This window comes from Knoellia sp. AC549 (assembly GCF_979258975.1).
Map to the genome: position 1 here is coordinate 694,781 of NZ_OZ409890.1, position 24,262 is coordinate 719,042.

The 24,262-nt window shown below is 69.0% G+C and carries 24 protein-coding genes and 2 pseudogenes; 16 read left to right on the plus strand and 10 right to left on the minus strand.

The window, feature by feature from the left end; all coding sequences use genetic code 11:
- Window positions 1-28 precede the first annotated feature (28 nt).
- Both ychF and ACZZ98_RS03300 read right to left on the minus strand, forming a co-directional pair.
- A complete protein-coding gene (gene ychF, locus ACZZ98_RS03295; RefSeq protein ID WP_463514932.1) occupies window positions 29-1,120 on the minus strand; it encodes a redox-regulated ATPase YchF in 1,092 nt (363 codons plus the stop codon).
- Window positions 1,121-1,179: 59 nt separating this feature from the next.
- Window positions 1,180-1,725, minus strand: coding sequence for an NUDIX domain-containing protein (locus ACZZ98_RS03300; protein ID WP_463514933.1), 546 nt, complete (start codon window positions 1,723-1,725; stop codon window positions 1,180-1,182).
- A 65-nt stretch (window positions 1,726-1,790) separates the two neighbouring features.
- Here ACZZ98_RS03300 and ACZZ98_RS03305 point away from each other — a divergent pair, with 65 nt between their 5' ends.
- Together ACZZ98_RS03305 and ACZZ98_RS03310 are read left to right on the plus strand one after the other, a co-directional pair.
- Window positions 1,791-2,717: a DUF389 domain-containing protein gene (locus ACZZ98_RS03305; RefSeq protein ID WP_463514934.1), complete on the plus strand. Its 927-nt coding sequence runs from the start codon at window positions 1,791-1,793 to the stop codon at window positions 2,715-2,717.
- Between the two features lie 41 nt (window positions 2,718-2,758).
- The gene (locus ACZZ98_RS03310) at window positions 2,759-3,934 is read left to right on the plus strand and encodes a DNA recombination protein RmuC (protein ID WP_463514935.1); all 1,176 of its coding nucleotides are present in this window, start codon (window positions 2,759-2,761) and stop codon (window positions 3,932-3,934) included.
- Window positions 3,935-4,036: 102 nt separating this feature from the next.
- On the opposite strand, the gene ACZZ98_RS03315 is transcribed toward ACZZ98_RS03310, so the two are convergent.
- On the minus strand, window positions 4,037-4,441 hold the full coding sequence (locus ACZZ98_RS03315) for a VOC family protein (protein WP_463514936.1): 405 nt from the start codon (window positions 4,439-4,441) through the stop codon (window positions 4,037-4,039).
- Between the two features lie 140 nt (window positions 4,442-4,581).
- On the opposite strand from ACZZ98_RS03315, the gene ACZZ98_RS03320 reads away from it, so the two are divergent.
- Complete coding sequence (locus ACZZ98_RS03320; RefSeq protein ID WP_463514937.1) at window positions 4,582-5,358, plus strand: TetR/AcrR family transcriptional regulator; 777 nt, start codon at window positions 4,582-4,584, stop codon at window positions 5,356-5,358.
- Window positions 5,359-5,373: 15 nt separating this feature from the next.
- Here ACZZ98_RS03320 and ACZZ98_RS03325 read toward each other — a convergent pair whose 3' ends face one another.
- Entirely contained in the window at window positions 5,374-6,408 is a 1,035-nt protein-coding gene (locus ACZZ98_RS03325) for a 4-hydroxy-3-methylbut-2-enyl diphosphate reductase (protein ID WP_463514938.1), read from the minus strand.
- Between the two features lie 194 nt (window positions 6,409-6,602).
- Between ACZZ98_RS03325 and xseA the strand changes: the two genes are divergently transcribed.
- Both xseA and ACZZ98_RS03335 read left to right on the plus strand, forming a co-directional pair.
- A complete protein-coding gene (gene xseA / locus ACZZ98_RS03330) occupies window positions 6,603-7,847 on the plus strand; it encodes an exodeoxyribonuclease VII large subunit (RefSeq protein ID WP_463514939.1) in 1,245 nt (414 codons plus the stop codon).
- A 215-nt stretch (window positions 7,848-8,062) separates the two neighbouring features.
- A complete protein-coding gene (locus tag ACZZ98_RS03335) occupies window positions 8,063-8,314 on the plus strand; it encodes an exodeoxyribonuclease VII small subunit (RefSeq protein ID WP_463514940.1) in 252 nt (83 codons plus the stop codon).
- Window positions 8,315-8,338: 24 nt separating this feature from the next.
- Here the strand turns inward: ACZZ98_RS03335 and ACZZ98_RS03340 are convergent, their stop codons facing one another.
- A complete protein-coding gene (locus tag ACZZ98_RS03340; protein WP_463514941.1) occupies window positions 8,339-8,893 on the minus strand; it encodes a DUF4245 domain-containing protein in 555 nt (184 codons plus the stop codon).
- A 117-nt stretch (window positions 8,894-9,010) separates the two neighbouring features.
- Here ACZZ98_RS03340 and glpX point away from each other — a divergent pair, with 117 nt between their 5' ends.
- From glpX to ACZZ98_RS03365, 5 genes and pseudogenes are all read left to right on the plus strand, one after another.
- Entirely contained in the window at window positions 9,011-10,009 is a 999-nt protein-coding gene (gene glpX / locus ACZZ98_RS03345; RefSeq protein WP_463514942.1) for a class II fructose-bisphosphatase, read from the plus strand.
- Window position 10,010: 1 nt separating this feature from the next.
- Window positions 10,011-10,946 carry a carbohydrate kinase family protein gene (locus ACZZ98_RS03350; protein ID WP_463514943.1) on the plus strand — a complete coding sequence of 312 codons (936 nt, stop codon included), beginning with the start codon at window positions 10,011-10,013 and terminating at the stop codon, window positions 10,944-10,946.
- A gap of 5 nt (window positions 10,947-10,951) precedes the next feature.
- Window positions 10,952-12,668: pseudogene (locus ACZZ98_RS03355) on the plus strand (fumarate hydratase).
- The gene (locus ACZZ98_RS03360; RefSeq protein WP_463514944.1) at window positions 12,665-13,180 is read left to right on the plus strand and encodes a beta-class carbonic anhydrase; all 516 of its coding nucleotides are present in this window, start codon (window positions 12,665-12,667) and stop codon (window positions 13,178-13,180) included. The pseudogene ACZZ98_RS03355 and the gene ACZZ98_RS03360 overlap by 4 nt, the downstream one beginning before the upstream one ends.
- A 172-nt stretch (window positions 13,181-13,352) precedes the next feature.
- Window positions 13,353-14,201 (plus strand): MOSC domain-containing protein, encoded by an 849-nt coding sequence (locus ACZZ98_RS03365; RefSeq protein WP_463514945.1) that lies wholly within the window; start codon window positions 13,353-13,355, stop codon window positions 14,199-14,201.
- 3 nt (window positions 14,202-14,204) lie between these two features.
- Here the strand turns inward: ACZZ98_RS03365 and ACZZ98_RS03370 are convergent, their stop codons facing one another.
- Entirely contained in the window at window positions 14,205-14,858 is a 654-nt protein-coding gene (locus tag ACZZ98_RS03370) for an SDR family oxidoreductase (protein ID WP_463514946.1), read from the minus strand.
- Between the two features lie 2 nt (window positions 14,859-14,860).
- The gene (locus ACZZ98_RS03375) at window positions 14,861-15,289 is read right to left on the minus strand and encodes an Ohr family peroxiredoxin (RefSeq protein ID WP_463514947.1); all 429 of its coding nucleotides are present in this window, start codon (window positions 15,287-15,289) and stop codon (window positions 14,861-14,863) included.
- A 45-nt stretch (window positions 15,290-15,334) separates the two neighbouring features.
- Between ACZZ98_RS03375 and ACZZ98_RS03380 the strand changes: the two genes are divergently transcribed.
- The 4 genes from ACZZ98_RS03380 (at window position 15,335) to ACZZ98_RS03395 (ending at window position 19,463) form a co-directional block, all read left to right on the plus strand.
- Window positions 15,335-16,702 (plus strand): GH1 family beta-glucosidase, encoded by a 1,368-nt coding sequence (locus ACZZ98_RS03380; RefSeq protein WP_463514948.1) that lies wholly within the window; start codon window positions 15,335-15,337, stop codon window positions 16,700-16,702.
- A 141-nt stretch (window positions 16,703-16,843) separates the two neighbouring features.
- A complete protein-coding gene (locus ACZZ98_RS03385) occupies window positions 16,844-17,674 on the plus strand; it encodes an ABC transporter substrate-binding protein (protein WP_463514949.1) in 831 nt (276 codons plus the stop codon).
- Window positions 17,675-17,769: 95 nt separating this feature from the next.
- Window positions 17,770-18,600, plus strand: a complete 831-nt coding sequence (locus ACZZ98_RS03390; RefSeq protein WP_463514950.1) for an amino acid ABC transporter permease — start codon at window positions 17,770-17,772, stop codon at window positions 18,598-18,600.
- Window positions 18,601-18,605: 5 nt separating this feature from the next.
- Window positions 18,606-19,463, plus strand: coding sequence for an amino acid ABC transporter ATP-binding protein (locus ACZZ98_RS03395; RefSeq protein WP_463514951.1), 858 nt, complete (start codon window positions 18,606-18,608; stop codon window positions 19,461-19,463).
- 138 nt (window positions 19,464-19,601) lie between these two features.
- Here the strand turns inward: ACZZ98_RS03395 and glmM are convergent, their stop codons facing one another.
- From glmM to rplM, 3 genes and pseudogenes are all read right to left on the minus strand, one after another.
- A complete protein-coding gene (gene glmM / locus ACZZ98_RS03400) occupies window positions 19,602-20,948 on the minus strand; it encodes a phosphoglucosamine mutase (RefSeq protein ID WP_463514952.1) in 1,347 nt (448 codons plus the stop codon).
- A 153-nt stretch (window positions 20,949-21,101) separates the two neighbouring features.
- Window positions 21,102-21,620, minus strand: coding sequence for a 30S ribosomal protein S9 (rpsI, locus tag ACZZ98_RS03405; protein ID WP_463514953.1), 519 nt, complete (start codon window positions 21,618-21,620; stop codon window positions 21,102-21,104).
- Window positions 21,620-22,064, minus strand: a pseudogene (rplM, locus tag ACZZ98_RS03410) (50S ribosomal protein L13). Before rplM ends, rpsI begins: the two are co-directional and overlap by 1 nt.
- A gap of 303 nt (window positions 22,065-22,367) precedes the next feature.
- Here rplM and ACZZ98_RS03415 point away from each other — a divergent pair.
- Window positions 22,368-22,979 (plus strand): ArsR/SmtB family transcription factor, encoded by a 612-nt coding sequence (locus tag ACZZ98_RS03415; protein ID WP_463514954.1) that lies wholly within the window; start codon window positions 22,368-22,370, stop codon window positions 22,977-22,979.
- The gene (locus ACZZ98_RS03420) at window positions 22,976-24,262 is read left to right on the plus strand and encodes an MFS transporter (RefSeq protein WP_463514955.1); all 1,287 of its coding nucleotides are present in this window, start codon (window positions 22,976-22,978) and stop codon (window positions 24,260-24,262) included. The genes ACZZ98_RS03415 and ACZZ98_RS03420 overlap by 4 nt, the downstream gene beginning before the upstream one ends.

The following is a 24,262-nucleotide window of genomic DNA, read 5'->3' on the forward strand; positions in this document are numbered from 1 at the left end:
GACCTTGTGGCGACCGCAGGTGGCGCGGTCAGACGTTGAAGCGGAACTCCACGACGTCCCCGTCGGACATGACGTACTCCTTGCCCTCCATGCGGACCTTGCCGGCGGCCTTGGCCGCGGCCATCGACCCCGCGGCATCGAGGTCGTCGAAGGACACGATCTCGGCCTTGATGAACCCGCGCTGGAAGTCGGTGTGGATGACGCCGGCAGCCTGGGGCGCGGTCCAGCCCTGCCCGATCGTCCACGCCCGCGACTCCTTGGGCCCGGCGGTCAGGTAGGTCTGCAACCCGAGGGTGTGGAAGCCAGTGCGCGCGAGCTGGCTGATGCCGGACTCGGTCGCCCCGAACGACTCGAGCAGCTCCATCGCCTCGGCCGCGTCCATCTCCATGAGGTCCATCTCGAGCTTGGCGTTGAGGAAGACGGAGTCGGCCGGGGCCACGAGGGCGCGCAGCGAGGCCTGCAGCTCGGCGTCCGCGAGCTGGTCCTCGTCGAGGTTGAAGACATAGATGAAGGGCTTGGTCGTGAGCAGCCCCAGCGAGGTGGTGGCAGCCCAGTCGAGACCGACCTTGGTGTCGTCCTTGACGGCATACAGGGTCGTTCCCTCCTCGAGCACCTTCTGCGCGACGAGGGCGTTGTCCAGGAGCGGCTTGGACTCCTTCTTGATCCGCGACTCCTTCTCGAGGCGCGGCACGGCCTTCTCGAGGGTCTGCAGGTCGGCGAGGATCAGCTCGGTGTGGATCGTCTCGATGTCGGACTCGGGCGAGACCTTGCCGTCGACATGGACGACGTCACCGTCCTCGAACGCGCGCACCACCTGGCAGATCGCGTCGGCCTCGCGGATGTTGGCGAGGAACTTGTTGCCGAGCCCCTCCCCCTCCGAGGCGCCACGGACGATGCCGGCGATGTCGACGAAGGACACCGTGGCCGGCAGGATCTTCTCGGACCCATGGATCTCGGCGAGCCGGGCCAGCCGGTCGTCCGGCAGCGGCACGACGCCGACGTTGGGCTCGATGGTCGCGAACGGGTAGTTCGCGGCGAGGACGTTGTTCTTGGTCAGGGCGTTGAACATCGTCGACTTGCCGACGTTGGGGAGCCCGACGATTCCGATGGTGAGTGCCACGGGGACAGGAGTCTACTGGCGCAGGGCGCGTGCCTTCACCACACGGCACCCTGCGATGGTCACTGCAGGCTCTCAGGGACTTCGCTGTTCTCGAGATACATCGGGTATGCCGGCCGCCCACCTTCGAGGACCTGCTCCACCATCCGTGCGGTGTAGGGCGCGACGTGGTCGGCGAGAGCCTCGGGAGCCACCCAGTGCACCCCCTTGATCTCGCGCGGCAGGAGGGTGAGGTCGTCGGTGAACGAGCGCGGGACCACGCCCACTCCGAAGAGGAACAGGACCGCGTCGTCCCACCCGCGCCATGGCGGCAGCCAGTTGACGGCCAGGAGTGCCTCGATGCCGAGCGCGACCCCGAGCTCCTCGGTGATCTCACGGACGACGCACGCGGCCGGAGACTCCCTGGGGTCGACGACGCCGCCGGGCAGGTCCCACTCGGACTTGTAGGTCAGCTCGCACAGCAGGATCTCGCCGTCCTCGTTGCGCAGCAGGCCCTGCGCGATGTTGCGCTTGCGCGGGAGCTTGGCGTTGAGGAAATGCACGTGAGACCGACGACCTGTGCCGTCTGCGCCCTCGGAGGATGGGTCGGGTCGCCCGCGGTCTGCCATGCCTTGAGGCTAACTTGCGGGTCCGCCACCACGAGGAGGCGACCGTGCGGCATACCCTGCCCCTCATGCTCGTCCACCTGAGGATGACGGTTCCCGAGGACCTCTCCCCCACCATCGAGGACCTCCTCGTCACCGACGACCGCGTCACCAACGTCGTCGTCATGCGCGGGGTCTCCGTGCAGCCCGTGGGCGATGCGATCGAGGCCGACGTGGCACGCGAGGCGGCCAGCGACGTCATCGACGCGATCTGCGCGACCGGACTGCCGGCCCGTGGTGGTCTGGCCTTCAGCGATGTGGACGGCTCCCGCTTCGACGCGGCCTCTGCGGTCGGTCGAGCAGCACCGGGCGACCCGGACGATGCCGTCCTCTGGGGCGCCGTGCTCGACCGGGCGCGCACGAGCGCGCGGCCCAGCGCGACCTACCTGGCGTTCCTCGTCCTCGCGACGATCCTTGCCGCCATCGCGGTCATCACCGACTCCGCCGTCCTCGTCGTCGGCGCCATGGTCGTCGGGCCGGAGTTCGCGTCGATCGCAGGGGCGTGCGTGGCCATGGCGTTCGGTCGCTGGGGTCAGGCGGCGCGGGGCCTCTCCCGGCTCGTGGCCGCCTTCCTCGTCGCCATCGTGGGCGTCATGCTCCTGGCGTTGGTCGCCAGGGCGACCGGGTTGATCACGTCGGAGATGGTGACGCGCCCTCGACCACTGACCGGCTTCATCTGGCACCCGGACCGGTGGTCGTTCATCGTCGCGCTCGTCGCCGGCGCCGCTGGTGTCCTGGCGATGACGACTGCGAAGTCGGCCGCCATGGTCGGGGTCTTCATCTCCGTCACCACCGTCCCCGCCGCAGGGAACCTGGCGCTCGCGCTGGCCCTCTGGTCGCCCGACGAGATCCGGGGCTCGGTGAGCCAGCTCGTCGTCAACATCGCCGGCATGCTCGTCGCCGGTGTCGTGACCGTCTGGCTCCAACGCGCCTTCCGCCCCGTCGCACGCTCCTGAGGTCCCGCGTCCTGTCGGTGCCGACTGGCACCGTGGCACCCATGAACCCGTGGATCACGTTGGTGGGCGGCATCGTCATCGGTGCGCTCACGGCATACCTGCTTCTCCGGCAGGGGTATGCCGTCCGTTCGGCTTCCATGGCCACGGAGCGTGACCTGCTCCGCGAGCGGGTGCTCGACCTCGAGGCCTCGCTGGCCGAGGACCTCGAGACGGCATCGCTGCTCGCGCCGCTGCGTGATGCCCTCGGCCGGGTGGAGCGACAGGTGGGCGTGCTCGAGCGTGACCGGGTGGAGCAGTTCGGAGCGATCCGGGCGGTGATGGGCCGGGTCGAGTCCGAGGCCCAGCAGCTGGGACGCCAGACCCAGTCGCTCGCGGGGTCGCTGCGGTCCTCGTCGGTGCGGGGTTCCTGGGGCGAGGTGCAGCTGCGACGCGTGCTCGAGGCCTCCGGCATGCTGGCGCGCTGCGACTTCGAGGAGCAGGTCCGCGCGCGCAGCCGACACGACCGCGAGGTGCGCCCGGACGTGGTCGTGCGACTGCCCGGCGAGCGGTCCCTCGTCATCGACGCCAAGGCCCCGATGGCCGCCTTCCTCGACGCCCAGACCGAGGAGCTCCCCGAGCACGAGCGGGCCGAGCTGCTCCGCGAGCACGCGCGGGCCTTGCGGCAGCACGTCCACGCCCTCGCGGCCAAGGACTACTGGTCGGCCTTCGACACCACCCCTGAGATGGTGGTCTGCTTCGTGCCCAGCGACGCGATGCTGGGCGCGGCCCTGGCTGCTGACCCCGGCCTGCACGAGCGGGCCATGGCCTCGCGTGTCGTCCTCGTCGGACCGGGCACGTTGCTCGCCCTGCTGCGCACGGTCGCCTTCGGCTGGCAGAAGGACTCGCTGAGCTCGAGTGCCCGCGAGCTGCTCGCCCTCGGGCAGGAGCTCTACCGGCGGCTCGCGACCCTGGGGACCCACACGGCCAAGATGGGGCGCTCGCTGCACGCCACCGTCGAGAGCTACAACCAGTTCGTCGGCGCCCTCGAGTCCCGGGTGTTCGTCACGGCACGGCGGATGCAGGAGCTCGACGTCGTCACCGACGAGCTCCCAGCTGGCGCCGCTCGAGACCGGCCCTCGCGTCCTCACCGCGATCGAGCTCCTCGAGGCCGTCGGCGCGCAGGACGAGCGCCCGGACCTGCTGCTCGACCTGCCCGGGCAGCCGCGGCAAGCTCGTGACCAGGTCGGCTGAGCGCGGCTGTCGAATGTCTCACGAGTCGGCGGCTGCGTGACGAGCCGGGATGTCCGTAGATCCCGACTCGTCACACAGGACCCGACTGGTCAGCCCTGGATGTACTGCGGGTCGGTCGGCTCGACCCACTGCACGAGCTGGTAGATCACCCCGTTGGGGTCGGCCATCTGGAAGTAGCGCTCGCCCCACGGCTCGGTCTCGATCGGGGTGATGATCGAGACACCCTCGGCCTGCAGACGGGCGTACTGCGCGTCGATGTCGTCCACCGTGAAGGCGAGGAGCAGTCCGTCCACCGGGCCGGCTGCGGAGGCCGGCTTGAACGTCGACAGACCCACGCGGAGGTAGACGACGCTCGTCCCAGTCTCCTCGTGCTGGAGCGCGATGAACCCGTCGGCGGCCATCGCCTCGGTGAAGCCGAGGTGCTTCTTGGTCCACGAGGCCGAGGCCTCGACGTCGACGACGTTGAGTGACACGGTGAAACTGCTGAACTGCATGGGGGCTCCTGTCGATGGGTGGGCGGGGCGTGCGGTGGTGCTCTGAGTCATCGATCTCCTCGACTTCGTGGTGCTGGGGTCACTATACTGTACATTGTACGGTGTACAACGTACAACGCAGCCGTGACAGAATCATTCCCATGGCCACCAGACCTCCCACCGCTACGGGCGCCGGCGATCCCAGCCGCACGCTCGCCCTGCTCTGGGACGACCCCTCGGCCACCCCCCGCCGCAAGGGGCCGGGCCGGTCGGTGACCGTCGAGCAGGTCGTCGATGCGGCACTCCACCTGGCCGATGAGCAGGGGCTCGCAGCTGTCACCATGCGTGCCGTGGCCGAGGCCGTCGGGGTGTCGGCGATGTCGGTCTACACCTACGTCCCGGGCAAGGCCGAGCTGCTCGACCTCATGGTCGACACGCTCTACCTCCGGATGCCCCGGCCGACCTGGCGCCGATCCGGCTGGCGGACACGCCTCACCAAGGTCGCGCAGGCCAACCGCGAGCTGCTCGTCCAGCACCCCTGGCTGACCGAGGTCGCGGCCCTCAGCCGCCCGCCGCTGGGCCCGGGGGTCATGGGCAAGTACGAGCACGAGCTCGCGGCCTTCGACGACACCGGCCTGTCCGACGTCGACACCGATGCCGCGCTGACCTACCTGCTCGGCTTCGTGCAGGCACACGTGAGGTCGGCGCACGACGCGGCCCGCGCGACCACCGACACCGCGATGAGTGATGCCCAGTGGTGGGCCGCCAACGAGCCCGTCCTCGCCAAGGCCCTCGACGCCGAGGCCTACCCGCGGGCCGCGCGCATCGGGTCAGCAGCCGGCGAGGCGCAGGGCAGCGCGTGGAGCGCCGAGTCGGCGTGGGGCTTCGGACTCGCCCGCACCCTGGACGGCCTGGCCGCCCTCATCGACCGCTCCTGAGGAGCGGCCGCCCCGTCAGTGGAGTGCGCCGTCCGCGGTGAACCCGGCGTCGTGCACCATCTTGTCGGACAGCCCCGCGGCCTTGAGGTCGCGGCGGATCTCGTTGGGCAGCGAGAACATCAGCGACTCCTGCGCTGCGACGACCGGGCGCACGTCCTCGAAGCCCCGCTCGGCGAGGTAGTCGAGCACGCCACGGACGAGCAGCTCGGGCACGGAGGCACCGGAGGTGACACCCACCGTCGCGACCCCGTCGAGCCACGACGCGTCGATCTCGTCGGCATAGTCGACGAGGTGACCGGCCTTGGAACCGTGCTCGAGCGCCACCTCGACGAGGCGCACCGAGTTCGAGGAGTTGCGCGAGCCGACGACGATCATCAGGTCGCAGTCCGGCGCCATGTGCTTGACGGCGAGCTGGCGGTTCTGGGTGGCGTAGCAGATGTCGTCACTGGGCGGGTCCTGCAGCATCGGGAACTTCTCGCGCAGGCGACGCACCGTCTCCATGGTCTCGTCGACCGACAGGGTGGTCTGCGACAGCCAGACGACCTTCTCGGGGTCGCGCACCTCGACGTTGTCGACGTCCTCAGGGCCGTCGACGAGGGTGATGTGCTCGGGCGCCTCACCGGCGGTGCCGACGACCTCCTCGTGGCCCTCGTGACCGATGAGGAGGATGTCGAAGTCGTCGCTGGCGAAGCGGACGGCCTCACGGTGCACCTTGGTGACGAGGGGACAGGTCGCGTCGATCGTCTTGAGGCCGAGCGCCTTGGCCTCCTCGTGGACGACCGGGGCGACGCCGTGCGCGGAGAAGATCACCGTCGCGCCCTCGGGCACCTCGTCGGTCTCCTCGACGAAGATCGCGCCGCGCTTCTCGAGCGTGGTCACGACGTGCTTGTTGTGGACGATCTCCTTGCGCACATAGACCGGCGCCCCATAGAGGTCGAGTGCCTTCTCGACCGTGACGACGGCCCGGTCGACTCCGGCGCAGTAGCCGCGAGGCGCCGCGAGGAGCACGCGCTTGGTGGCTTGGTCATGGGGAAGATATGCGGCGGTCACGTCTTCAATGGTAGGTCGCCGTTCGTGGCGTCCCCAATCGACCGAGCCCACGTATGCCGGGTGCGCACCACGCGGCATACGCCGGCTTGCGTCGTTGTCGCCGACCACGGCCGGCCGCTCGCGCCGGCGGGCGACGCTGCGGTCCTGATGGTGACGCCGGCAGCGTTGACGGACCCACCTCCTACAGTGGCTGCGTGACCAGCCCCGATGCGCGCCCGGCTCTCCCCGAGCGGGCCGGCGACACCACCGCCGAGCAGCCGTGGCCGGTCCGTCTGCTCTCCATGAAGATCGCCGAGTACGTCGACAAGATGTCGGTGCTCTGGGTCGAGGGCCAGGTCGTCCAGCTCAACCGCCGCCCCGGGGCGCGCACGGCCTATGTGACGCTGCGCGATCCCGACGTCGACATGTCGCTCTCGGTGGCGATCCAGGTCAATGCCCTCGACGCGATGGGCACACCGCTGGTCGAGGGTGCGCGGGTCGTCGTCCAGGCCAAGCCGACGTTCTGGACCCAGCGCGGCAGTCTCATGCTCGACGGTCGACAGATCCGTCCCGTCGGTGTGGGCGAGCTGCTCGCCCGCATCGAGTACCTCAAGCGCAACCTGGCGAGCGAGGGTCTCTTCGACGCCGACCGCAAGCGACCGCTGCCCTTCCTCCCGCGCCGCATCGGCCTCATCTGTGGCCGGGCCAGCGCCGCCGAGAAGGACGTCGTCGAGAACTCCCGACGCCGCTGGCCGACGGCGCAGTTCGAGGTCCGCCAGGTGGCCGTCCAGGGCGGCAACGCCGTCACGGAGGTGACGGAGGCACTGCGCGAGCTGGACGGCATACCGGACATCGACGTCATCGTCATCGCCCGCGGCGGGGGCGGGGTCGAGGACCTGCTGCCGTTCAGCAACGAGGCGCTTCTGCGCGCTGTGGCGGCGACGCGCACACCGGTCGTGAGCGCCATCGGCCACGACGTCGACACACCCCTGCTCGACCTCGTCGCCGACCACCGCGCCTCCACGCCGACCGACGCGGCCAAGGCGATCGTCCCCGACGCCGACCGCGAGCACCAGGTCATCGAGGCGGCGCGCACGCGGGGTCGACGAGCCCTCGAGGGGCGGCTGCACCACGAGCGGCGGCGACTCGTCGAGCTGCGGTCACGTCCGGTGCTCGCCGACCCCGCAGCCTTCGTGCGCGTGCAGCGCGAGGTGGTGACAGCGCTGCGGTCACGGGCCCGGCACCGCGTCGAGGCCCAGCTGCACCGTCACCACGACGGTGTCCGCCACCTGCGCGCCCAGGTGCGCACGCTCTCACCGCAGTCGACGCTCGACCGGGGCTACGCGATCGTCCAACAGGTCGACGGAGCCGTCGTGCACGACCCAGCCGAGCTGAGCGTCCGGGAGCTGCTCCACGTGACGGTGGCTTGCGGAGACTTCGGCGTCCGCACGGAAGGGTGAGCCGGCCTGGCCTCAAGCCTCGGCACGGCGAGCGTCTCCCGCGGCGCGGCCGCCACTGCAGGCCAGAAGCGGTTCGCGAACCATCAGGCTCTTCGTGGACCGGATCGGTCCGGTCCACGGGTGAGCCCAGGGCTCGCGAACCCTCTCGTGCGGGCGAGCCGTCCGCCCTTGTCGGACAGCGGGACCTGTCCTCGCCGACGGCTAGGGTGCTGCGCATGGCGAAGAGCACCCCGCAGCCCGAGACCGTCGACGACGCGAGCGCCGTCGCGACTCCCGATGGCGCGAACGCCGATGTGGCGCAGTTGAGCTATGAGGCAGCGCGCGACGAGCTCGTCGACATCGTGGCGCGCCTCGAGAACGGCCAGGTCGGTCTCGAGGACAGCATGGGGCTGTGGCAGCGCGGCGAGGCGCTGGCAGCCCACTGCGCGAAGTGGCTCGACGAGGCCGAGGCCAAGCTCAGCGAGTAGCCGCGGTCCCGGGTCGCGCGGGCGTCACTGGGTGACGGGGGCGAGGTGCTCGGCGACGAAGGTGAGCTCCTCGAACGTGCCGGTGCCCGTGAGCAGTGTCGTCAGCTCACCGGCCCCCTTGCGCCGGTCGAGGAGGCTGTTCTGGATCTTGCCGCCGCGTTCGAACTTGATCCACGTGATGTCGGCCGCCTGGAGCTCGCCGACGCGACGAGCCCGGTTGGTCTGCGCGTCGACCCACCCCTGGGTGGCGTCACGGGTCTGCTCCACGGCCACGTAGTTGCCCGATGGCGCCTGGTATCCCGCGTGCCACGTCATGAGCCCGTCGGTCCCCTTGACGTAGCGCGCGCTCGTCGTCTTCCAGTCCTGGGGCAGGTCGACGGCTTCGGAGATCGGCCACCCGCTCTCCTCGGCGACGGTGACGGCCGTGCCGTGCACGTCGACGACCGGTCCAGCCAGCGTGTTGACGCGGGGGGTCATGAACCAGATGAGGGCCATGAGCGCGCCGATGACGAGGAGCGACCGCAGCATGTTGGGGGCGGAACCCATCGAGTAGCGGCTCTTGGTCGGCGTCGTGCTCACCCCTCCATCGTCGCCGATGACCCCGGGAATCGACGTATCGGGTCGGCGATAGAGTCGGGCGCGCAGGATCCCAGCCCGATCCAGCCACTGCGCCACGTCAAGGAAGACAGGTTTCCCATGCCCGACGCCACGCCCGCGAACGTCCCCGACCGCAACCTCGCGCTCGAGCTCGTCCGCGTCACCGAGGCCGCCGCCATGGCCGGTGGCCGCTGGGTCGGCAGGGGCGACAAGAACCGCGCCGACGGCGCCGCGGTCGAGGCGATGCGTGCCCTCATCGCCACGGTCGAGATGCGGGGCACGGTCGTCATCGGCGAGGGCGAGAAGGACAACGCCCCCATGCTCTTCAACGGCGAACAGGTCGGCGCCGGCCACGGTCCCGAGGTCGACGTCGCCGTCGACCCGATCGACGGCACGACCCTCGCGGCCAAGGGCATGCCCAACGCGATCGCGGTCATGGCGGTGAGTGACCGGGGCACGATGTATGACCCCAGCGCGGTCTTCTACATGGACAAGCTCGTCGCCGGTCCCGAAGTCGCGGACGTCGTCGACATCCGCCTGCCCGCGGCCGAGAACGTCCGCCGGATCGCCAAGGCCAAGAGGGAGAGCCCCGAGGACGTCACCGTCGTCCTGCTCGACCGCTCGCGCCACGAGAAGCTCGCCGACGAGATCCGGGGCACCGGCGCCCGCATCAAGCTCATCTCCGACGGCGACGTCGCCGGCGCCATCTCCGCAGCCCGCGAGACGACCGGCATCGACCTCCTCCTCGGCATCGGTGGAACGCCCGAGGGCATCATCACGGCCTGCGCCATCAAGTGCCTCGGTGGCGTCATCCAGGGGCGCCTGTGGCCACAGGACGACGACGAGCGGCAGAAGGCGCTGGACGCCGGCCACGACCTCGACCGTGTGCTCACGACCGAGGACCTCGTCACCTCGGACAACTGCTTCTTCGTCGCGACGGGCATCACCGACGGTGAGCTGCTCCAGGGCGTGCGCTACTCCCGCGGCCGGGCCACGACGAACTCCATCGTCATGCGCAGCAAGTCCGGCACCGTCCGCGTCATCGAGAGCCACCACGTCGTCGGCCGCACCGCAGGCCTTCCGCAGGGAAGTGCCTGACATGACCGACAACCTGACCACGGAGCAGCGCGTCCTCGTCGTCGGCGAGACCCTCGTCGACATCGTCCACACCCCCGACGGAGCGGTCGCCGAGCACGTCGGCGGCTCCCCCGCCAACGTCGCCATGGGTATCGCCCGGCTCGGTCACGACACCGTCCTCGCCACGACCCTCGGCGACGACGACCACGGCACGCGCTGCACCGAGCAGATCACCTCGCACGGCGTGACCATCGAGAACCTCGACGCCGGACAGCACCCGACGTCGACGGCGCTCGCCACGATCGACGACTCCGGCGCGGCTGAGTATGACTTCGACCTGCACTGGGACCTGCGCCCCGTCACCGGTCTCGACCAGGTCGCTCACGTCCACACCGGCTCCATCGCGGCGACGCTCACGCCCGGCGAGGCCGTGGTCACCCAGACCCTCACCGCAGCCCGTAAGCACGCGACGATCTCCTACGACCCCAACGTCCGACCCACGATCATGGGCACCGTCGACGAGGTCCGAGACCGTGTCGAGGAGCTCATCGCTCTCAGCGACGTGGTCAAGGCCAGTGAGGACGACATCGCCTGGCTGTATGCCGGGAAGTCCCTTCCGGACGTCATGGCCGCGTGGGGTCGGCTGGGACCGGGACTGGTCGTCATCACGCGTGGCGGCGACGGCGTCGCCTACCGCGTCTCGGCCACGGGAGAGATCGCGCAGGCACCCGCACGGGTCGACGAGGTGGCCGACACGGTGGGCGCCGGCGACTCCTTCATGGCTGGGCTCGTATCCGGCCTGCTCGACGCCGGGCTGCTGGGCGACGTCGACGCTCGGCAGAGGCTCGGCGCAGCCACCCTCAACGACGTGGCCGACTCGGTCAGCCGGGCACTGGCGACGAGTGCGATCACGGTCGGGCGGGCCGGCGCCTATGCCCCGACGCGAGAGGAGATCTGACGACGATGGCCGAGTTCGCCTACGAGGACCTTCTTCCCGTCGGTCGGGACGACACGGCATACCGGCTCCTCACCACGGACGGCGTCGAGGTCCTCGATGGTCCGGGAGGACGCCAGTTCCTCCAGGTCGCGCCCGAGGCGCTGCGCCTGCTGAGCGAGACGGCGATGCACGACATCGCGCACTACCTGCGGCCGGCTCACCTCCAACAGCTGCGCAACATCCTCGATGACCCCGAGGCCAGCAACAACGACAAGTTCGTCGCTCTCGACCTGCTCAAGAACGCCAACATCGCCGCTGGTGGTGTCCTGCCGATGTGCCAGGACACGGGCACGGCGATCGTCATGGGCAAGCGCGGCCAGCACGTGCTCACGCCCGGGGTCGACGAGAAGGCCCTCTCCCACGGCATCCACGACGCCTACACGCGGCTCAACCTGCGCTACTCGCAGATGGCCCCTGTGACCATGTGGGACGAGAAGAACACCGGCAACAACCTCCCCGCTCAGATCGAGCTCTACGCCGACACGACCCCGGGCCACGAGAGCACCTACAAGTTCCTCTTCATGGCCAAGGGCGGCGGCAGCGCCAACAAGTCGTTCCTCTTCCAGGAGACCAAGGCCGTCCTCAACGAGACCGCGATGATGCGCTTCCTCGACGAGAAGCTTCCGCAGCCTCGGCACGGCGGCCTGCCCGCCCTGCCACCTGGCGATCGTCATCGGTGGCACGAGCGCCGAGTTCGCCCTCAAGACAGCGAAGTACGCGAGCGCCAAGTACCTCGATGCCCTCCCCACCACAGGCGATGCAGCCACCGGACGCGGCTTCCGCGACACCGAGCTCGAGGAGCAGGTGCTCGGCCTGACCCGTGAGTTCGGCATCGGCGCGCAGTTCGGCGGCAAGTACTTCTGCCACGACGTCCGCGTCGTCCGCCTCCCCCGCCACGGCGCCTCCCTCCCTGTCGCCATCGCCGTGTCGTGCTCGGCCGACCGACAGGTGCTCGCCAAGATCACGGCTGAGGGTGTCTTCATCGAGCAGCTCGAGACGGACCCGGCTCGGTTCCTGCCCGACACGACGCACGGCGCGCTGGAGGCCCACGACGACGAGGCCGCGGGGGCCGGGTCGACCGGTCAGGGCGCCGTCGTCGAGGTCGACCTCAACCGGTCGATGGACGAGATCCTCGGCGAGCTGACGGCATACCCCGTCAAGACCCGCCTCTCCCTCACCGGACCGCTCGTCGTCGCCCGCGACATCGCCCACGCGAAGATCAAGGAGCGCCTCGACGCCGGTGAGGAGATGCCTGGTTACCTTCGTGACCACCCGGTCTACTACGCCGGTCCCGCAAAGACACCGGAGGGTATGCCGTCCGGTTCCTTCGGTCCGACGACCGCCGGTCGCATGGACTCCTACGTCGAGCAGTTCCAGGCCGCGGGCGGATCCAAGGTGATGCTGGCCAAGGGCAACCGGAGCAAGACCGTCACGGACGCCTGCAACGAGCACGGCGGCTTCTACCTCGGCTCGATCGGAGGTCCGGCCGCTCGTCTGGCTCAGGACTGCATCAAGAGCGTCGAGGTGCTCGAGTACCCCGAGCTCGGCATGGAGGCGATCTGGAAGATCGAGGTCGAGAACTTCCCCGCCTTCATCGTCGTCGACGACAAGGGCAACGACTTCTTTGCCTCAGTGACCAAGCCGATGGCCATGACCATCCCCAAGCGACCAGGACTGACATGAGCGAGAACCCCTCCCCCACAGCGGGATTCGACGATCTGCTCGCGGCCAACGAGGCCTTTGCGACGCAGTTCACCCTCGGTGGCTTCGACGGCATCGCCCACCGGGGCGTCGCCGTCGTCACCTGCATGGACTCGCGCATCGACCCGCTGGGCATGCTGGGCCTCTCCCCCGGTGACGCCAAGATCTTCCGCAACCCCGGTGGCCGCGTGACGGCGGCCGCTCTCGAGGCGCTCGTCCTCGGTGTGCACCTGCTTAATGTCCAGCGCGTGCTCGTGGTGCCGCACACCCGCTGCGCGATGACCAAGTACTCCGAGACCGAGCTGCGCGCAATCATCGGCGAGAAGGCCGGGTCCGACGCCTCCTGGCAGGGCTTCCACGTCATCAGCGACCAGGAGGCTGCTCTCAAGGCCGATGTCATGGCCGTGCGCGCGCACCCGCTCATCCCCGACAGCGTTGCTGTTGGTGGGTTCATCTACGACGTCGACACCGGCCTTATCGACCAGCGCGCGTGAGCTGACGGGTGAAGGTCGTGCTCAGGGCGACGCACGCTCAGTCGCTCCTTCGTCGCGAACGCGCGTGAAGGTCGAGCGTAGGGCGACGCACGCTCAGTCGCTCCTTCGTCGCGAACGCGCACATCGCCCTACGCTCGACCTTCCGGCTTCCAAGTTAGGGAGGGATTGAGCGATGTCGAAGGTCCATGTCGTCGGGCTCAACGTGCATCCGGTCAAGAGCACGGCGATCCGGCCGGTGGCGTCTGCGTCGGTGGAACGAGCGGGCTTCGTCGGTGACCGGCGCTGGATGGTCGTCGATGCCGACGGACTCCTCGTGTCGGCGCGTGAGGAGCACCGTCTCTTTTCTATCGTGCCCGACACCGCCGAGACCGACCCGCACGTGCCAAGTGGCTTGCGGCTGCGCGCGCCGGGGGCGTCGGACCTGCACCTGCCTGACGCGCGGGGTGAGCAGATCCCGGTTCGGCTGCACCGACACGACCTCATGGGCTCGCTCGTGTCACGCGAGGCGGATGAGTGGGTGAGCCGTGCCGTTGGCGTTCCGGGACTGAGGCTCGTGCGCTGTGTCGACCCCACCCGGCGGGCGCTCAACCCCGACTTCAGCCAGGAAGGTGACCACACGGCATACGCCGACGGCTATCCCGTGACGCTCGCCAGCCAGCGGTCGCTGGGCCGGCTCAACGACTGGATCGCCGAAGGCGCTGTGGACCGTGGCGAGCCGGTGCCCGAGCCGTTGCCGATGGAGCGCTTCCGGCCCAACGTTGTCATCGACGGTGACCTCGAGGCGTTCGTCGAGGACGGCTGGTCGACGCTCCGGCTGGGCGAGGTGACCTTCCGGGTGGCGAAGCCCGTCGACAGGTGTGTCATGACGACCATCGACCCCGGCACTCTCGCGACATCGAAGGAACCCATTCGCACCCTGGCCCGCCACCGTCGCTGGGACGGCAAGACCTGGTTCGCGATGCAGCTCATTCCCGACGGCACCGGCGTGGTGCGCATCGGGGATGAGGTCGTGCCCGGCTGAGGTTCAGACGATCGCGTCGAGCGCCAGCTTGATCGGTGTCTCCCCGTTGTTGAACAGCACCGTGGTGCGCGCGAAGACGTCGTGCTTGACGACGTATGCCGCGACGGTCGCGACGTCGTCACGCGTGACATGGCCGGGCTCGAGTTCGTCACCGACCTCGATGCGTCCGGTGCCCGTGTCGTCGGTCAACGTGCTAGGTCCGAGGATCGTCCAGTCCAGCGATGTCTCGCGCAGGTGGGCATCTGCGTCGGTCTTGGCCTGTGCGTACGTGAAGAACGGGTTGTCCTGCGGCACACCGTGATCGGGGCCAGAGCTGATGTAGGACACCATGACGTAGCGCGGCACCCCGGCGGCGACGGCGGCCTCCATCGAGCGGATGGCTGCGTCGCGGTCCACGGCGATGGTGCGTTCGGGGCTTCCGCCACCGGCACCGGCGGACCACACGACGACGTCCGCCCCAGCGAACGCCTCAGCCATCTGCTCCACCGACATCGACTCGACGTCGAGGACGGCAGGGGTGGCCCCGACCTCCTCGATGTCAGCACTTTGGTCGGCGTTGCGGATCCAGGACGTGACGTCGTGCCGGGCGTCCGACAGCTGCTGGGCGAGGCGCAGCGCGATCTTGCCGTGGCCACCGATGACCGTGACGGCAGCCATGATCAGGCCGCGCGTCCGGTGACGGTGACGTCGATGTTGCCGCGGGTGGCCTTCGAGTAGGGGCACACCTCGTGGGCCTTCTCCACCAGCTCCTGGGCTTTGACCTGGTCGACGCCCGGGATGACCGCCTCGATGGCGACCGCCAGGCCAGCACCGCTGTCGGTCTTGCCGAAGGTCACGTCTGCCGTCACGACGGACGCGCTCGTGTCGAGGCCGTCCCGCTTGGCGACCAGGTTGAGGGCACCCGTGAAGCAGGCGGCGTACCCGGAGGCGAAGAGGGTCTCGGGGTTGGCCTTGGGGTTGGCCTGGCTGCCCGGCTTGCCCAGGGGGAGGTCGACGACGCCGTCCTCGCTCTTGACGGTGCCTTCACGCCCACCCGTGGCGGTCGCGGCGATGGTGTACAGGGGCTCGGTGACTGCTTCGTATGGCATATGAACACCATGCCCCAGCCCTCGCGTGCGGACTACGTTGGGTCCATGACCTTCGAGACGACCTTCCCCGACGGCTTCCTGTGGGGCGCAGCCACCGCGAGCTACCAGATCGAGGGGGCCGTCGCCGAAGACGGGCGCTCTCCGTCCATCTGGGACACCTTCAGCGCCGAGCCCGGCAAGGTCCACGGCGGCGAGTCCGGCGAGGTGGCGTGCGACCACTACCACCGCGTCCCCGAGGACGTCGCGCTCATGAAGGACCTGGGTCTGGGCGCCTACCGCTTCTCCGTCGCCTGGCCCCGAGTCATCCCGACCGGCACCGGCGCTGTCAACCAGGCCGGCATCGACTTCTACTCACGCCTCGTGGACACGCTGCTGGACAACGGAATTCGTCCCTTCGTCACGCTCTACCACTGGGACCTGCCGCAGGCCCTCGGCGACCGCGGCGGCTGGCTCAACCGCGACATCAAGGACTGGTTCGCCGACTACACCGGGGCCGTCGTGGATGCGCTGGGTGACAGGGTCAAGAACTGGACCACCCTCAACGAGCCGTGGTGCTCGTCCTTCCTCAGCTACTCGCTCGGCCAACACGCCCCGGGGCACACCGACCCGGTCGAGGGACTCGTGTCCGCGCACCACCTCATGCTCGCCCACGGCACCGCGGTGCCGGTCATCCGTGAGAAGTGCGCCGATGCGGAGGTTTCGATCACGTTGAACCCCACCCAGGTCTGGGGACCCGAGGACGGCGACGAACGCGATCTCGATGCCGTGCGTCGGGCCGACAACGTCCTCAACGGCGTCTTCTTCGGCCCGCTCTTCCACGGTTCCTACCCGGCGACCTTGCTGGAGGACACGGCCCACCTCACCGACCACGCGTACATCCAGGAGGGTGACCTCGAGGTCATCAACGCCCCCCTCGACAACCTCGGGGTCAACAACTACTTCCCCACCCGCGTCCGCCACACAGAGGGCGCCATCCACCCGCTCCCGGGCGGCGAGGGCGTCGAGGACGCCGAGCCACGCCCACCACTCACCGACATGGGCTGGGAGATCTCGCCCGAGGGCCATCACGACATCCTCATGCGCTCATGGGAGGAGTCCGGGCTGCCGATCTATGTCACTGAGAACGGCTCCGCCTGGCCGGACACCCTCGAGACCGGACCCGAGGGCGCGGCGGTCCACGATCCGGAGCGGACGGCATACCTGCACGGTCACCTCGAGGCGGCGAAGCGGGCGATCGACGACGGAGCCGACATCCGCGGCTACTTCGCGTGGTCCCTCATGGACAACTTCGAATGGGCCTTCGGCTACAGCAAGCGCTTCGGGATCGTCCACGTGGACTACGACACCCAGAAGCGCACCATCAAGGACTCCGGGCTCGAGTACGCCCGGATCATCGCCTCGCATCGCGAATAACCGCGGCGCCGCGTCGGCGACACAGGTCACGATTCGGGGGTCTCATGCGGCAAAGTCGCTGCATCGGGCCCAGCGCTGGGTAGGGTCAGCGACTAGTCAGACGTGGGTCGACCACGTCCACTACCGCCAAGGAGTTCCCCGGTGACCACCTCACGTACCCGCCGCGCCAGCGCCCTCGCTGCCGCCGCGCTCATGTCCACTCTGGCCCTCGCCGCCTGCGGTTCCGGTGACGGGGACACCCCCGCCGCCTCGAACTCCAGCGGCATCACGACGATCTCGGACGGCAAGCTCACGGCCTGCACGCACCTGTCCTACAAGCCGTTCGAGTTCAAGGAGGGCGCCAAGGTCGTGGGCTTCGACTACGACCTCGCCGACCTCGTTGCCAAGAAGCTCGGTCTGGAGCAGGAGGTCATCGACATCGAGTTCGCCACGATCACCTCCGGTGCGGCCTTCACCGCCAAGAAGTGCGACATGGGCTATGGCGCAACGACGATCAACGACGAGCGCAAGAAGGCCATCGTCTTCTCGGACCCGTACTTCGACTCGACCGCGGCGCTGATCACCAAGAAGGGCTCAGGGATCACCGACCTCGCCAGCCTGAAGGGCAAGAAGATCGGGGTCCAGACCGACACCACCGGTCAGGAGTTCGCCGAGAAGGAGCAGGCCGCCAACGGTTACGAGCCGGTCGTGTTCGACGACCTGCCCACCCAGCTCGCCGGCGTGCTCGCCGGACGGGTGGATGCTGCGATCAACGACAACGGTCCTCTCTTCGACTACGTCAAGGACAACCCGACCACCGAGGTCGTCAAGGAGTTCGACACCGGCGAGCAGTACGGCCTGATGTTCAAGAAGGACGACCCCAACGGCACCAAGCTCGCCGAGCTGACCAACCAGGTCCTCAAGGATGCGGTCGCCGATGGCACCTACAACACGATCTACAAGAAGTGGTTCGGAGTCGACGCCCCGAAGTGACCCTTCCTTGGCGTCGGGGGCGGCGGTACGGTTTCGACCGGCCCGCCGCCCCTCGGCGTTGTGGCCCATGACCCCGACGGTCGGCAGGAGAACTGATGAGCACCACCAGCCCCACCACTGAGGCACCACCGAAGAAGAAGCTGTCTCCGCGCAAGCGCGCCCAACGGATCCGGTGGGTGCAGTATGCACTCCTCGTCGTCGTGGTGCTGGTCATCGCGTTCTCAGCGAACTGGTCCCTGTTCCAGGCCCAGTTCTTCCGGACCGAGTTCGTCAAGGAGACGCTTGTCGGGGGGATTGGCACCGCTTTCAAGAACACCTTGACCTACACCGCGGGCGCCTTCGTCATCGGACTGGTCCTCGGCACGGTGCTCGCGCTGATGCGGTTGTCGTCCATCGCCCCCTACCGGTGGATCGCGACGGCGTGGATCGAGTTCTTCCGCGGACTCCCCGCCATCGTCGTCCTACTGGGCTTCGGTCTGTTGGGCGTGGCCTTTCCAGGTCTGGCCATCCCCTTCGGCGTGAACGGCACGGTCTGGCTGGGGCTGGGCATCGTCGCCTCGGCCTACATGGCCGAGACCATCAGAGCCGGCATTCAAGCCGTGCCACCCGGCCAGGTCGAAGCCGCCCGATCACTGGGCATGCCGGCAGGGGCTGCCACCCGCAAGATCGTCCTTCCCCAAGCGCTCCGCATCATCACCCCGCCCCTGACCAACGAGGTCATCCTTTTGGTCAAGGACTCCTCCCTCGTCTCCGTCCTGGGGCTGTCCCTCAGCGGCTACGAGCTGACGAAGTACGGGCGTGACCTCTCCAGTGAGACCTCCAACCTCACGCCCCTCGTCGTGGCTGGCTTGGGCTATCTCATCATCACCCTCCCGCTCTCCATGCTCGTCCGCCGTATGGAAGCGCGCCAGAAGAAGGAGCGCTGAGCGCCATGAGTGCATCCCCCACCGCCAGTTCCACCGTCGTGAAGGTCACCGACCTGCACAAGTCGTTCGGGAGCAACCACGTCCTCCAAGGACTCAACGCAACGATCACGCAGGGCGAGGTGGTCTGTGTCATCGGCCCGTCCGGGTCGGGCAAGTCGACCTTCCTGCGCTGCATCAACCTGCTCGAGGAGCCCACGAGCGGTTCTATCACGTTCGACGGCGACGAGGTCACCGACCCCGACTGCGACATCGACGCCATCCGTCGCAACATGGGCATGGTCTTCCAGCAGTTCAACCTCTTCCCCCACCTGTCGGTGCTCGACAACTGCACCATCGCCCAGACGACGGTGCTCAAGCGGAGCAAGGCCGAGGCCGAGGCCAAGGCCCGCGAGAACCTCGAGAAGGTCGGGATCTCCGAGAAGGAGTCGGCGTTCCCCGCCCAGCTCTCCGGCGGTCAGCAGCAGCGCGTCGCCATCGCCCGTGCGCTCTCGATGGACCCCAAGCTCATGCTCTTCGACGAGCCGACCTCCGCGCTCGACCCGGAGCTCGTCGGGGACGTGCTCTCGGTCATGCGCCGCCTGGCGAGTGAGGGCATGACGATGTTCGTCGTCACCCACGAGATGGCCTTCGCCCGCGAGGTCGCGGACCGGGTGATCTTCATGGACGGCGGGAACATCGTCGAGGAGGGCGCCCCCGAACAGGTCATCGGTGAGCCCAAGGAGCAGCGGACGCGAGTCTTCCTGCAACGCGTGCTCGACCCGACACACGTCGACACGGGAGCCGAAGACGCGGCATATGCCAAGCGCCACGAGGCCGACCAGGCGCGAACTGGACCGGACATCTCGATCGACCCCCACCACTGACCACTCACAACTGACCACCGGCTGACGACGTCGGCGCGGCCAAGCAGGAGTGACCGATCGATCGAGAGTAAAGAACGCGCCGTCTCCCAAATCTCGGAGGCGGCGCGTTCTCTTCTCTCATCTGGGCCTGCAGGGGCCTCAGAGGGTGAGGCGCTCCTTGACGACCTCGACCAGGCGGTCGGCGACCAGCTGCGCGTCGTCCTTGGTGGCGGCCTCGACCATGACCCGCACGACCGGCTCGGTGCCCGACTTGCGCAGCAACACCCGTCCCGACCCGTTGAGCCGCATCCCCGCCTCTGCCACGGCCGCCTGCACGTGCTCGTCGCTCTCGACGCGTGCCTTGTCGACGCCCTTGACGTTGATGAGGACCTGCGGCAGGCGCGTCATGACCGTGCCGAGGTCGGCGATGGTGCGCCCGGTCGCGACCATGCGAGCGGCCAGCATGAGTCCGGTGAGGACACCGTCGCCCGTGGTGCCGTGCTCGAGCATGATGACGTGGCCGGACTGCTCGCCTCCGAGCGTGTGCCCGGACCGGCGCATCTCCTCGAGCACATAGCGGTCGCCGACGCCGGTCTGCTTGACCTTGATGCCCTCGCGCTCCATGGCCTGGATGAGGCCGAGGTTGCTCATGACCGTCGCCACGAGGGTGTCCTCGTGCAGTGCGCCACGTGACTTCATGTCGACCGCGAGGATCCCCATGATCTGGTCGCCGTCGACCTCGTTGCCGTCGGCGTCGACGGCGAGGCAGCGGTCGGCGTCGCCGTCGTGGGCGATGCCGAGGTGGGCACCCCGGCGGATGACGGCGTCCTTGAGGTGGGTCAGGTGGGTCGAGCCGTAGCCGTCGTTGATGTTGAGGCCGTCGGGCTCGGTGCCGATCTCGATGACCTCGGCGCCGGCCAGCCGAAACACCTCGGGTGAGACCGAGGAGGCCGCACCATGGGCTCCGTCGATGACGACGGTGAGCCCGTCGAGACTGTTGGGGATGGCCTCCAGGAGGTGCGCGACGTAGCGCGCCTGGCCGGCCCGGTTCTGGTGGACCCGACCGATCTGGGCTCCGGTCGGCAGCGGCGCAGGCGAGTCGAGCCCCGCCTCGATCTCGTCCTCGAGCGCGTCGGGCAGCTTGTGCCCACCGAGGGCGAAGAACTTGATGCCGTTGTCCGGCATGGCGTTGTGCGAGGCCGAGAGCATGACGCCGAAGTGGGCATCCATGTCGGCCGTGAGGAAGGCGACCGCCGGGGTGGGCAGCACGCCCACGTCGTGGACGTCGACTCCGGACGAGGCCAGTCCGGCGATGACGGCAGCACTGAGGAACTCGCCGGAGGCCCGGGGGTCCCGCCCCACGACGGCCTTGGGCTTGCGACCAGCCTCGCGCGCGCCACGCCCGAGGACCGTGGCGGCCGACATGGCGAGACGCATGGCGAGATCGGCAGTGATGTCGACGTTGGCGAGTCCTCTGACTCCGTCGGTCCCGAACAGTCGTGCCATGCGTGTGCCGTGCCTTTCGTCGTCCTTCTGGGCGCCGGTCGTGTTGACGGCCGACGAGTCAACCTACCCCCGCACGCCGAAGGCGGCACCCCCTGCGGGATGCCGCCTCCATGCGGGGCGCGCCACGAGGACGCGCACTCCAAGAACGCTGGATCAGCGCTTGCTGTACTGAGGTGCCTTGCGGGCCTTCTTGAGACCGGCCTTCTTGCGCTCCGGGACGCGGGAGTCGCGCGAGAGGAAGCCGGCCTTCTTGAGGGTCGGACGGTTCAGCTCCTCGTCGACTCCGTTGAGGGAGCGGGCGACACCGAGACGCACAGCGCCGGCCTGGCCGGAGGGGCCACCACCGTGGACGCGCACAAGCACGTCGTAGGCGCCGTCGAGCTCGAGCACCTTGAGGGGCTCGTTGACGATCTGCTGGTGGACCTTGTTGGGGAAGTAGGCCTCGAGCGTGCGGCCGTTGACCTTCCACTCGCCGGTGCCGGGGACGATGCGCACGCGGGCGATGGCCTGCTTGCGACGACCCGTGGCTGCGCCGGGAGCGGAGGCGGTGGGACGACGGGCGGGCTCGGTGGCCGAGTCGGCGGAGGACTCCGAGGTGTACTCGGTGATCTCCTGGTCCTCGGTGTCGGTGCCGAACTCTGCGTCAGTGGCGTCGGTGATGTTCTCGGTCATTACTGGGCCACCTGGGTGATCTCGAAGGGCTTGGGCTGCTGCGCAGCGTGGGGGTGCTCGGAGCCGGCGTAGACCTTGAGCTTGGTCGAGCTGCTGACGGCCCAGCGTGGTGCGCGGGAGCATCCCACGGACGGCCTTCTCGACCGCCTTCTCGGGGAACTTCTCGAGCATCTCGACGTAGGTGCGGCTACGCAGACCACCCGGGAAGCCGGAGTGGCGGTAGGCGCGCTTCTGCTCGAGCTTGGCGCCGGTGAGGGCCACCTTGTCGGCGTTGATGATGATGACGAAGTCGCCACCGTCGACGTGGGGGGCGAAGGTCGGCTTGTGCTTGCCGCGCAGGAGCGTCGCCGTCTGGACGGCGAGGCGACCGAGCACGACGTCCGTGGCATCGATGATGTGCCACGTGCGGGTGATGTCGCCCGGCTTCGGGGTGAAGGTACGCACGGTGTTACCTAACGTGTGGATGGAACGGGATGACCTGCGGTCTGTGTCAGCGGGACAGCCTTCGTCCGTGCCGGACCAGAACCTCAGGGGTATGCCGTGTGCTCCCGCCAGGGTTTCGAACCTCTCGGGTCACCCTGGGAAGGGCGCACGGCACAACAGTCCTCAAGTTTACGGGCGACCGGCTCCGCGCCCAAATCGCCCACAACCAGGTCGGAAAGTGCCCCTGACCTGCACAAACGATGGCTAGCCGGCAGCATACACAGATGTTGTGCAAACGAAGTGTGCAGAGGTATTGTGCACGGCATGCCCTCCGACTCCACCCCCGCCCACCACCAGCTCACCGGCCTCCGGCTCGACGCGGCCTCGCTCAAGGTGCTCGCCCACCCGCTGCGCTCCCGTCTCCTGTCTGCGCTGCGTCGTGGCGGCCCGGCGACGGCGACCGACCTCGCCACCTCGCTCGGGACCAACTCAGGTGCCACGAGCTACCACCTCCGCAGGCTCGAGTCGGTCGGTCTCGTCGCCGACACCGGTGAGGGCGAGGGCAAGCGACGGCTGTGGCGAGCCGCCACCGAGAGCCACAGCTTCGAGCCCAGCGACTTCGCCGGCGACGAGGACTCCGAGACGGCGCTGAACTGGCTCGTGCGCGACTACACCCGCCACTTCGCCGAGCAGTTCGAGAGGTGGCTCGACGTCGAGGCCGCCTGGCCGATCGCGTGGCGTGACGCAGCCGGCATGAGCGACTCCTACGTCGTCGCGACCCCGGCACAGCTGCAGGCGATGAAGGCCGAGCTCGACGAGGTGGTGGCGCGCTATCGCCGGGTGGGACAGGGCAACCCGGCCGCCCGGCGCCTCGCGGTCTACACGGTCTCCTACCCCTTGGACCTCGACCGCATCCCCCGCGGGGACGACACATGAGCCCGCACCTCTCCCCCGCGGCCGCGCGCCGCGTCTTCCTCATCCTCAGTGCGACCCGGTGGCTGCCGGTCGGCTTCGTCATCGGGGTCTTCACCCTCTTCGCGCTCGAGCGCGGGCTCACGGTCCAGCAGACCCTGACGTATGCCGCGGCGCAGGGCGTCATGGTCCTCCTCCTCGAGCTGCCGACCAGCGGCTTCGCCGACGCCTTCGGGCGCAAGAGCGTCCTTGTCGCCGCCGGCGTCATCAACGTCGTCACCGGCGTGCTCTACGTGACGGCGACGTCCTTCTGGCAGTTCACCTTGGCGGCGGCCTTCATGGGGGTCTACCGGGCCCTGGACTCCGGTCCGCTCGAGGCCTGGTTCGTCGACACCGTCCACCTCAGCGAACCGGGCGCCGACGTCGACCAGGCCCTCGCAGCACAGGGCACCATCGTGGGCGTCGCCATCGCGGGCGGCTCACTCGCCTCCGGCGGGCTCATCGCCTGGCATCCCCTCGCCGACCGGAGCGCCATCGCGCTGCCGATCGTCGTCTCGATCGCCTTCGCCGTGATCCACCTCGTCCTCACCCTGGCGCTCGTCCACGAGCCCCGGCTTCCGCACGAGTCCACGCGGTTGCGCCAGGCGCTCGACTCCGCGAAGGACACGCCCAAGGTCATCGCGGACGGCCTCACCCTGCTGCGGCACAACCGGATCCTCGCCGGCATCGTGGGCGTGGAGCTCTTCTGGGTCATCGGCATGACCGTCTTCGAGTCGATGCTGCCCATCCGGATGGCCGAGCTCCTCGGCAGCACCACGGACGCCGGCGCCCTTCTCGGCCCGGTCGCTGCCGGGGGCTGGGCCGTCTTCGCACTGGGGTCGACCCTCGCCGGTCGGATGATGAAGCGGTGGGGCGTCGTGCGCGCCGCCATCGGGGCGCGGATCTTCAACGGCCTGGGGGCGGCCGTCATGGGTCTGATGCTCGGCCCGGTCGGGCTGGTGGGGGCCTACCTCGTCACCTACATGCTGCACGGAGTCGGCGGCGCCCCGCACGCGACCCTGCTGCACCGAGAGGCCAGCGCGCGCAACCGCGCCACCGTGCTGTCGATGAACTCGATGGTGATGTTCGCAGGAGGCGCAGTGGCGGCTCCCGCGATCGGCTGGCTCGCCGAGACGACATCGGTCCAGACGGCCATGGTCGTGGCCGGCCTGGTCAGCATCCTCGGCGCCTTCCTCTACCTCCCGGCGCTGCGCCACGAGCGCGGACGCGGCGTCGACCCTGTCGAGGGTGACGCCGCGCCCGCCTGA

Bases quoted from the DNA above. Each gene is read 5' to 3' on its own strand.
- ACZZ98_RS03300 (WP_463514933.1), bottom strand. From the start codon at position 1,725: ATGGCAGACCGCGGGCGACCCGACCCATCCTCCGAGGGCGCAGACGGC.
- ACZZ98_RS03305 (WP_463514934.1), top strand. From the start codon at position 1,791: ATGCTCGTCCACCTGAGGATGACGGTTCCCGAGGACCTCTCCCCCACC.
- ACZZ98_RS03310 (WP_463514935.1), top strand. From the start codon at position 2,759: ATGAACCCGTGGATCACGTTGGTGGGCGGCATCGTCATCGGTGCGCTC.
- ACZZ98_RS03315 (WP_463514936.1), bottom strand. From the start codon at position 4,441: ATGCAGTTCAGCAGTTTCACCGTGTCACTCAACGTCGTCGACGTCGAG.
- ACZZ98_RS03320 (WP_463514937.1), top strand. From the start codon at position 4,582: ATGGCCACCAGACCTCCCACCGCTACGGGCGCCGGCGATCCCAGCCGC.
- ACZZ98_RS03335 (WP_463514940.1), top strand. From the start codon at position 8,063: ATGGCGAAGAGCACCCCGCAGCCCGAGACCGTCGACGACGCGAGCGCC.
- glpX (WP_463514942.1), top strand. From the start codon at position 9,011: ATGCCCGACGCCACGCCCGCGAACGTCCCCGACCGCAACCTCGCGCTC.
- ACZZ98_RS03350 (WP_463514943.1), top strand. From the start codon at position 10,011: ATGACCGACAACCTGACCACGGAGCAGCGCGTCCTCGTCGTCGGCGAG.
- ACZZ98_RS03360 (WP_463514944.1), top strand. From the start codon at position 12,665: ATGAGCGAGAACCCCTCCCCCACAGCGGGATTCGACGATCTGCTCGCG.
- ACZZ98_RS03365 (WP_463514945.1), top strand. From the start codon at position 13,353: ATGTCGAAGGTCCATGTCGTCGGGCTCAACGTGCATCCGGTCAAGAGC.
- ACZZ98_RS03370 (WP_463514946.1), bottom strand. From the start codon at position 14,858: ATGGCTGCCGTCACGGTCATCGGTGGCCACGGCAAGATCGCGCTGCGC.
- ACZZ98_RS03375 (WP_463514947.1), bottom strand. From the start codon at position 15,289: ATGCCATACGAAGCAGTCACCGAGCCCCTGTACACCATCGCCGCGACC.
- ACZZ98_RS03380 (WP_463514948.1), top strand. From the start codon at position 15,335: ATGACCTTCGAGACGACCTTCCCCGACGGCTTCCTGTGGGGCGCAGCC.
- ACZZ98_RS03390 (WP_463514950.1), top strand. From the start codon at position 17,770: ATGAGCACCACCAGCCCCACCACTGAGGCACCACCGAAGAAGAAGCTG.
- ACZZ98_RS03395 (WP_463514951.1), top strand. From the start codon at position 18,606: ATGAGTGCATCCCCCACCGCCAGTTCCACCGTCGTGAAGGTCACCGAC.
- glmM (WP_463514952.1), bottom strand. From the start codon at position 20,948: ATGGCACGACTGTTCGGGACCGACGGAGTCAGAGGACTCGCCAACGTC.
- rpsI (WP_463514953.1), bottom strand. From the start codon at position 21,620: ATGACCGAGAACATCACCGACGCCACTGACGCAGAGTTCGGCACCGAC.
- ACZZ98_RS03415 (WP_463514954.1), top strand. From the start codon at position 22,368: ATGCCCTCCGACTCCACCCCCGCCCACCACCAGCTCACCGGCCTCCGG.
- ACZZ98_RS03420 (WP_463514955.1), top strand. From the start codon at position 22,976: ATGAGCCCGCACCTCTCCCCCGCGGCCGCGCGCCGCGTCTTCCTCATC.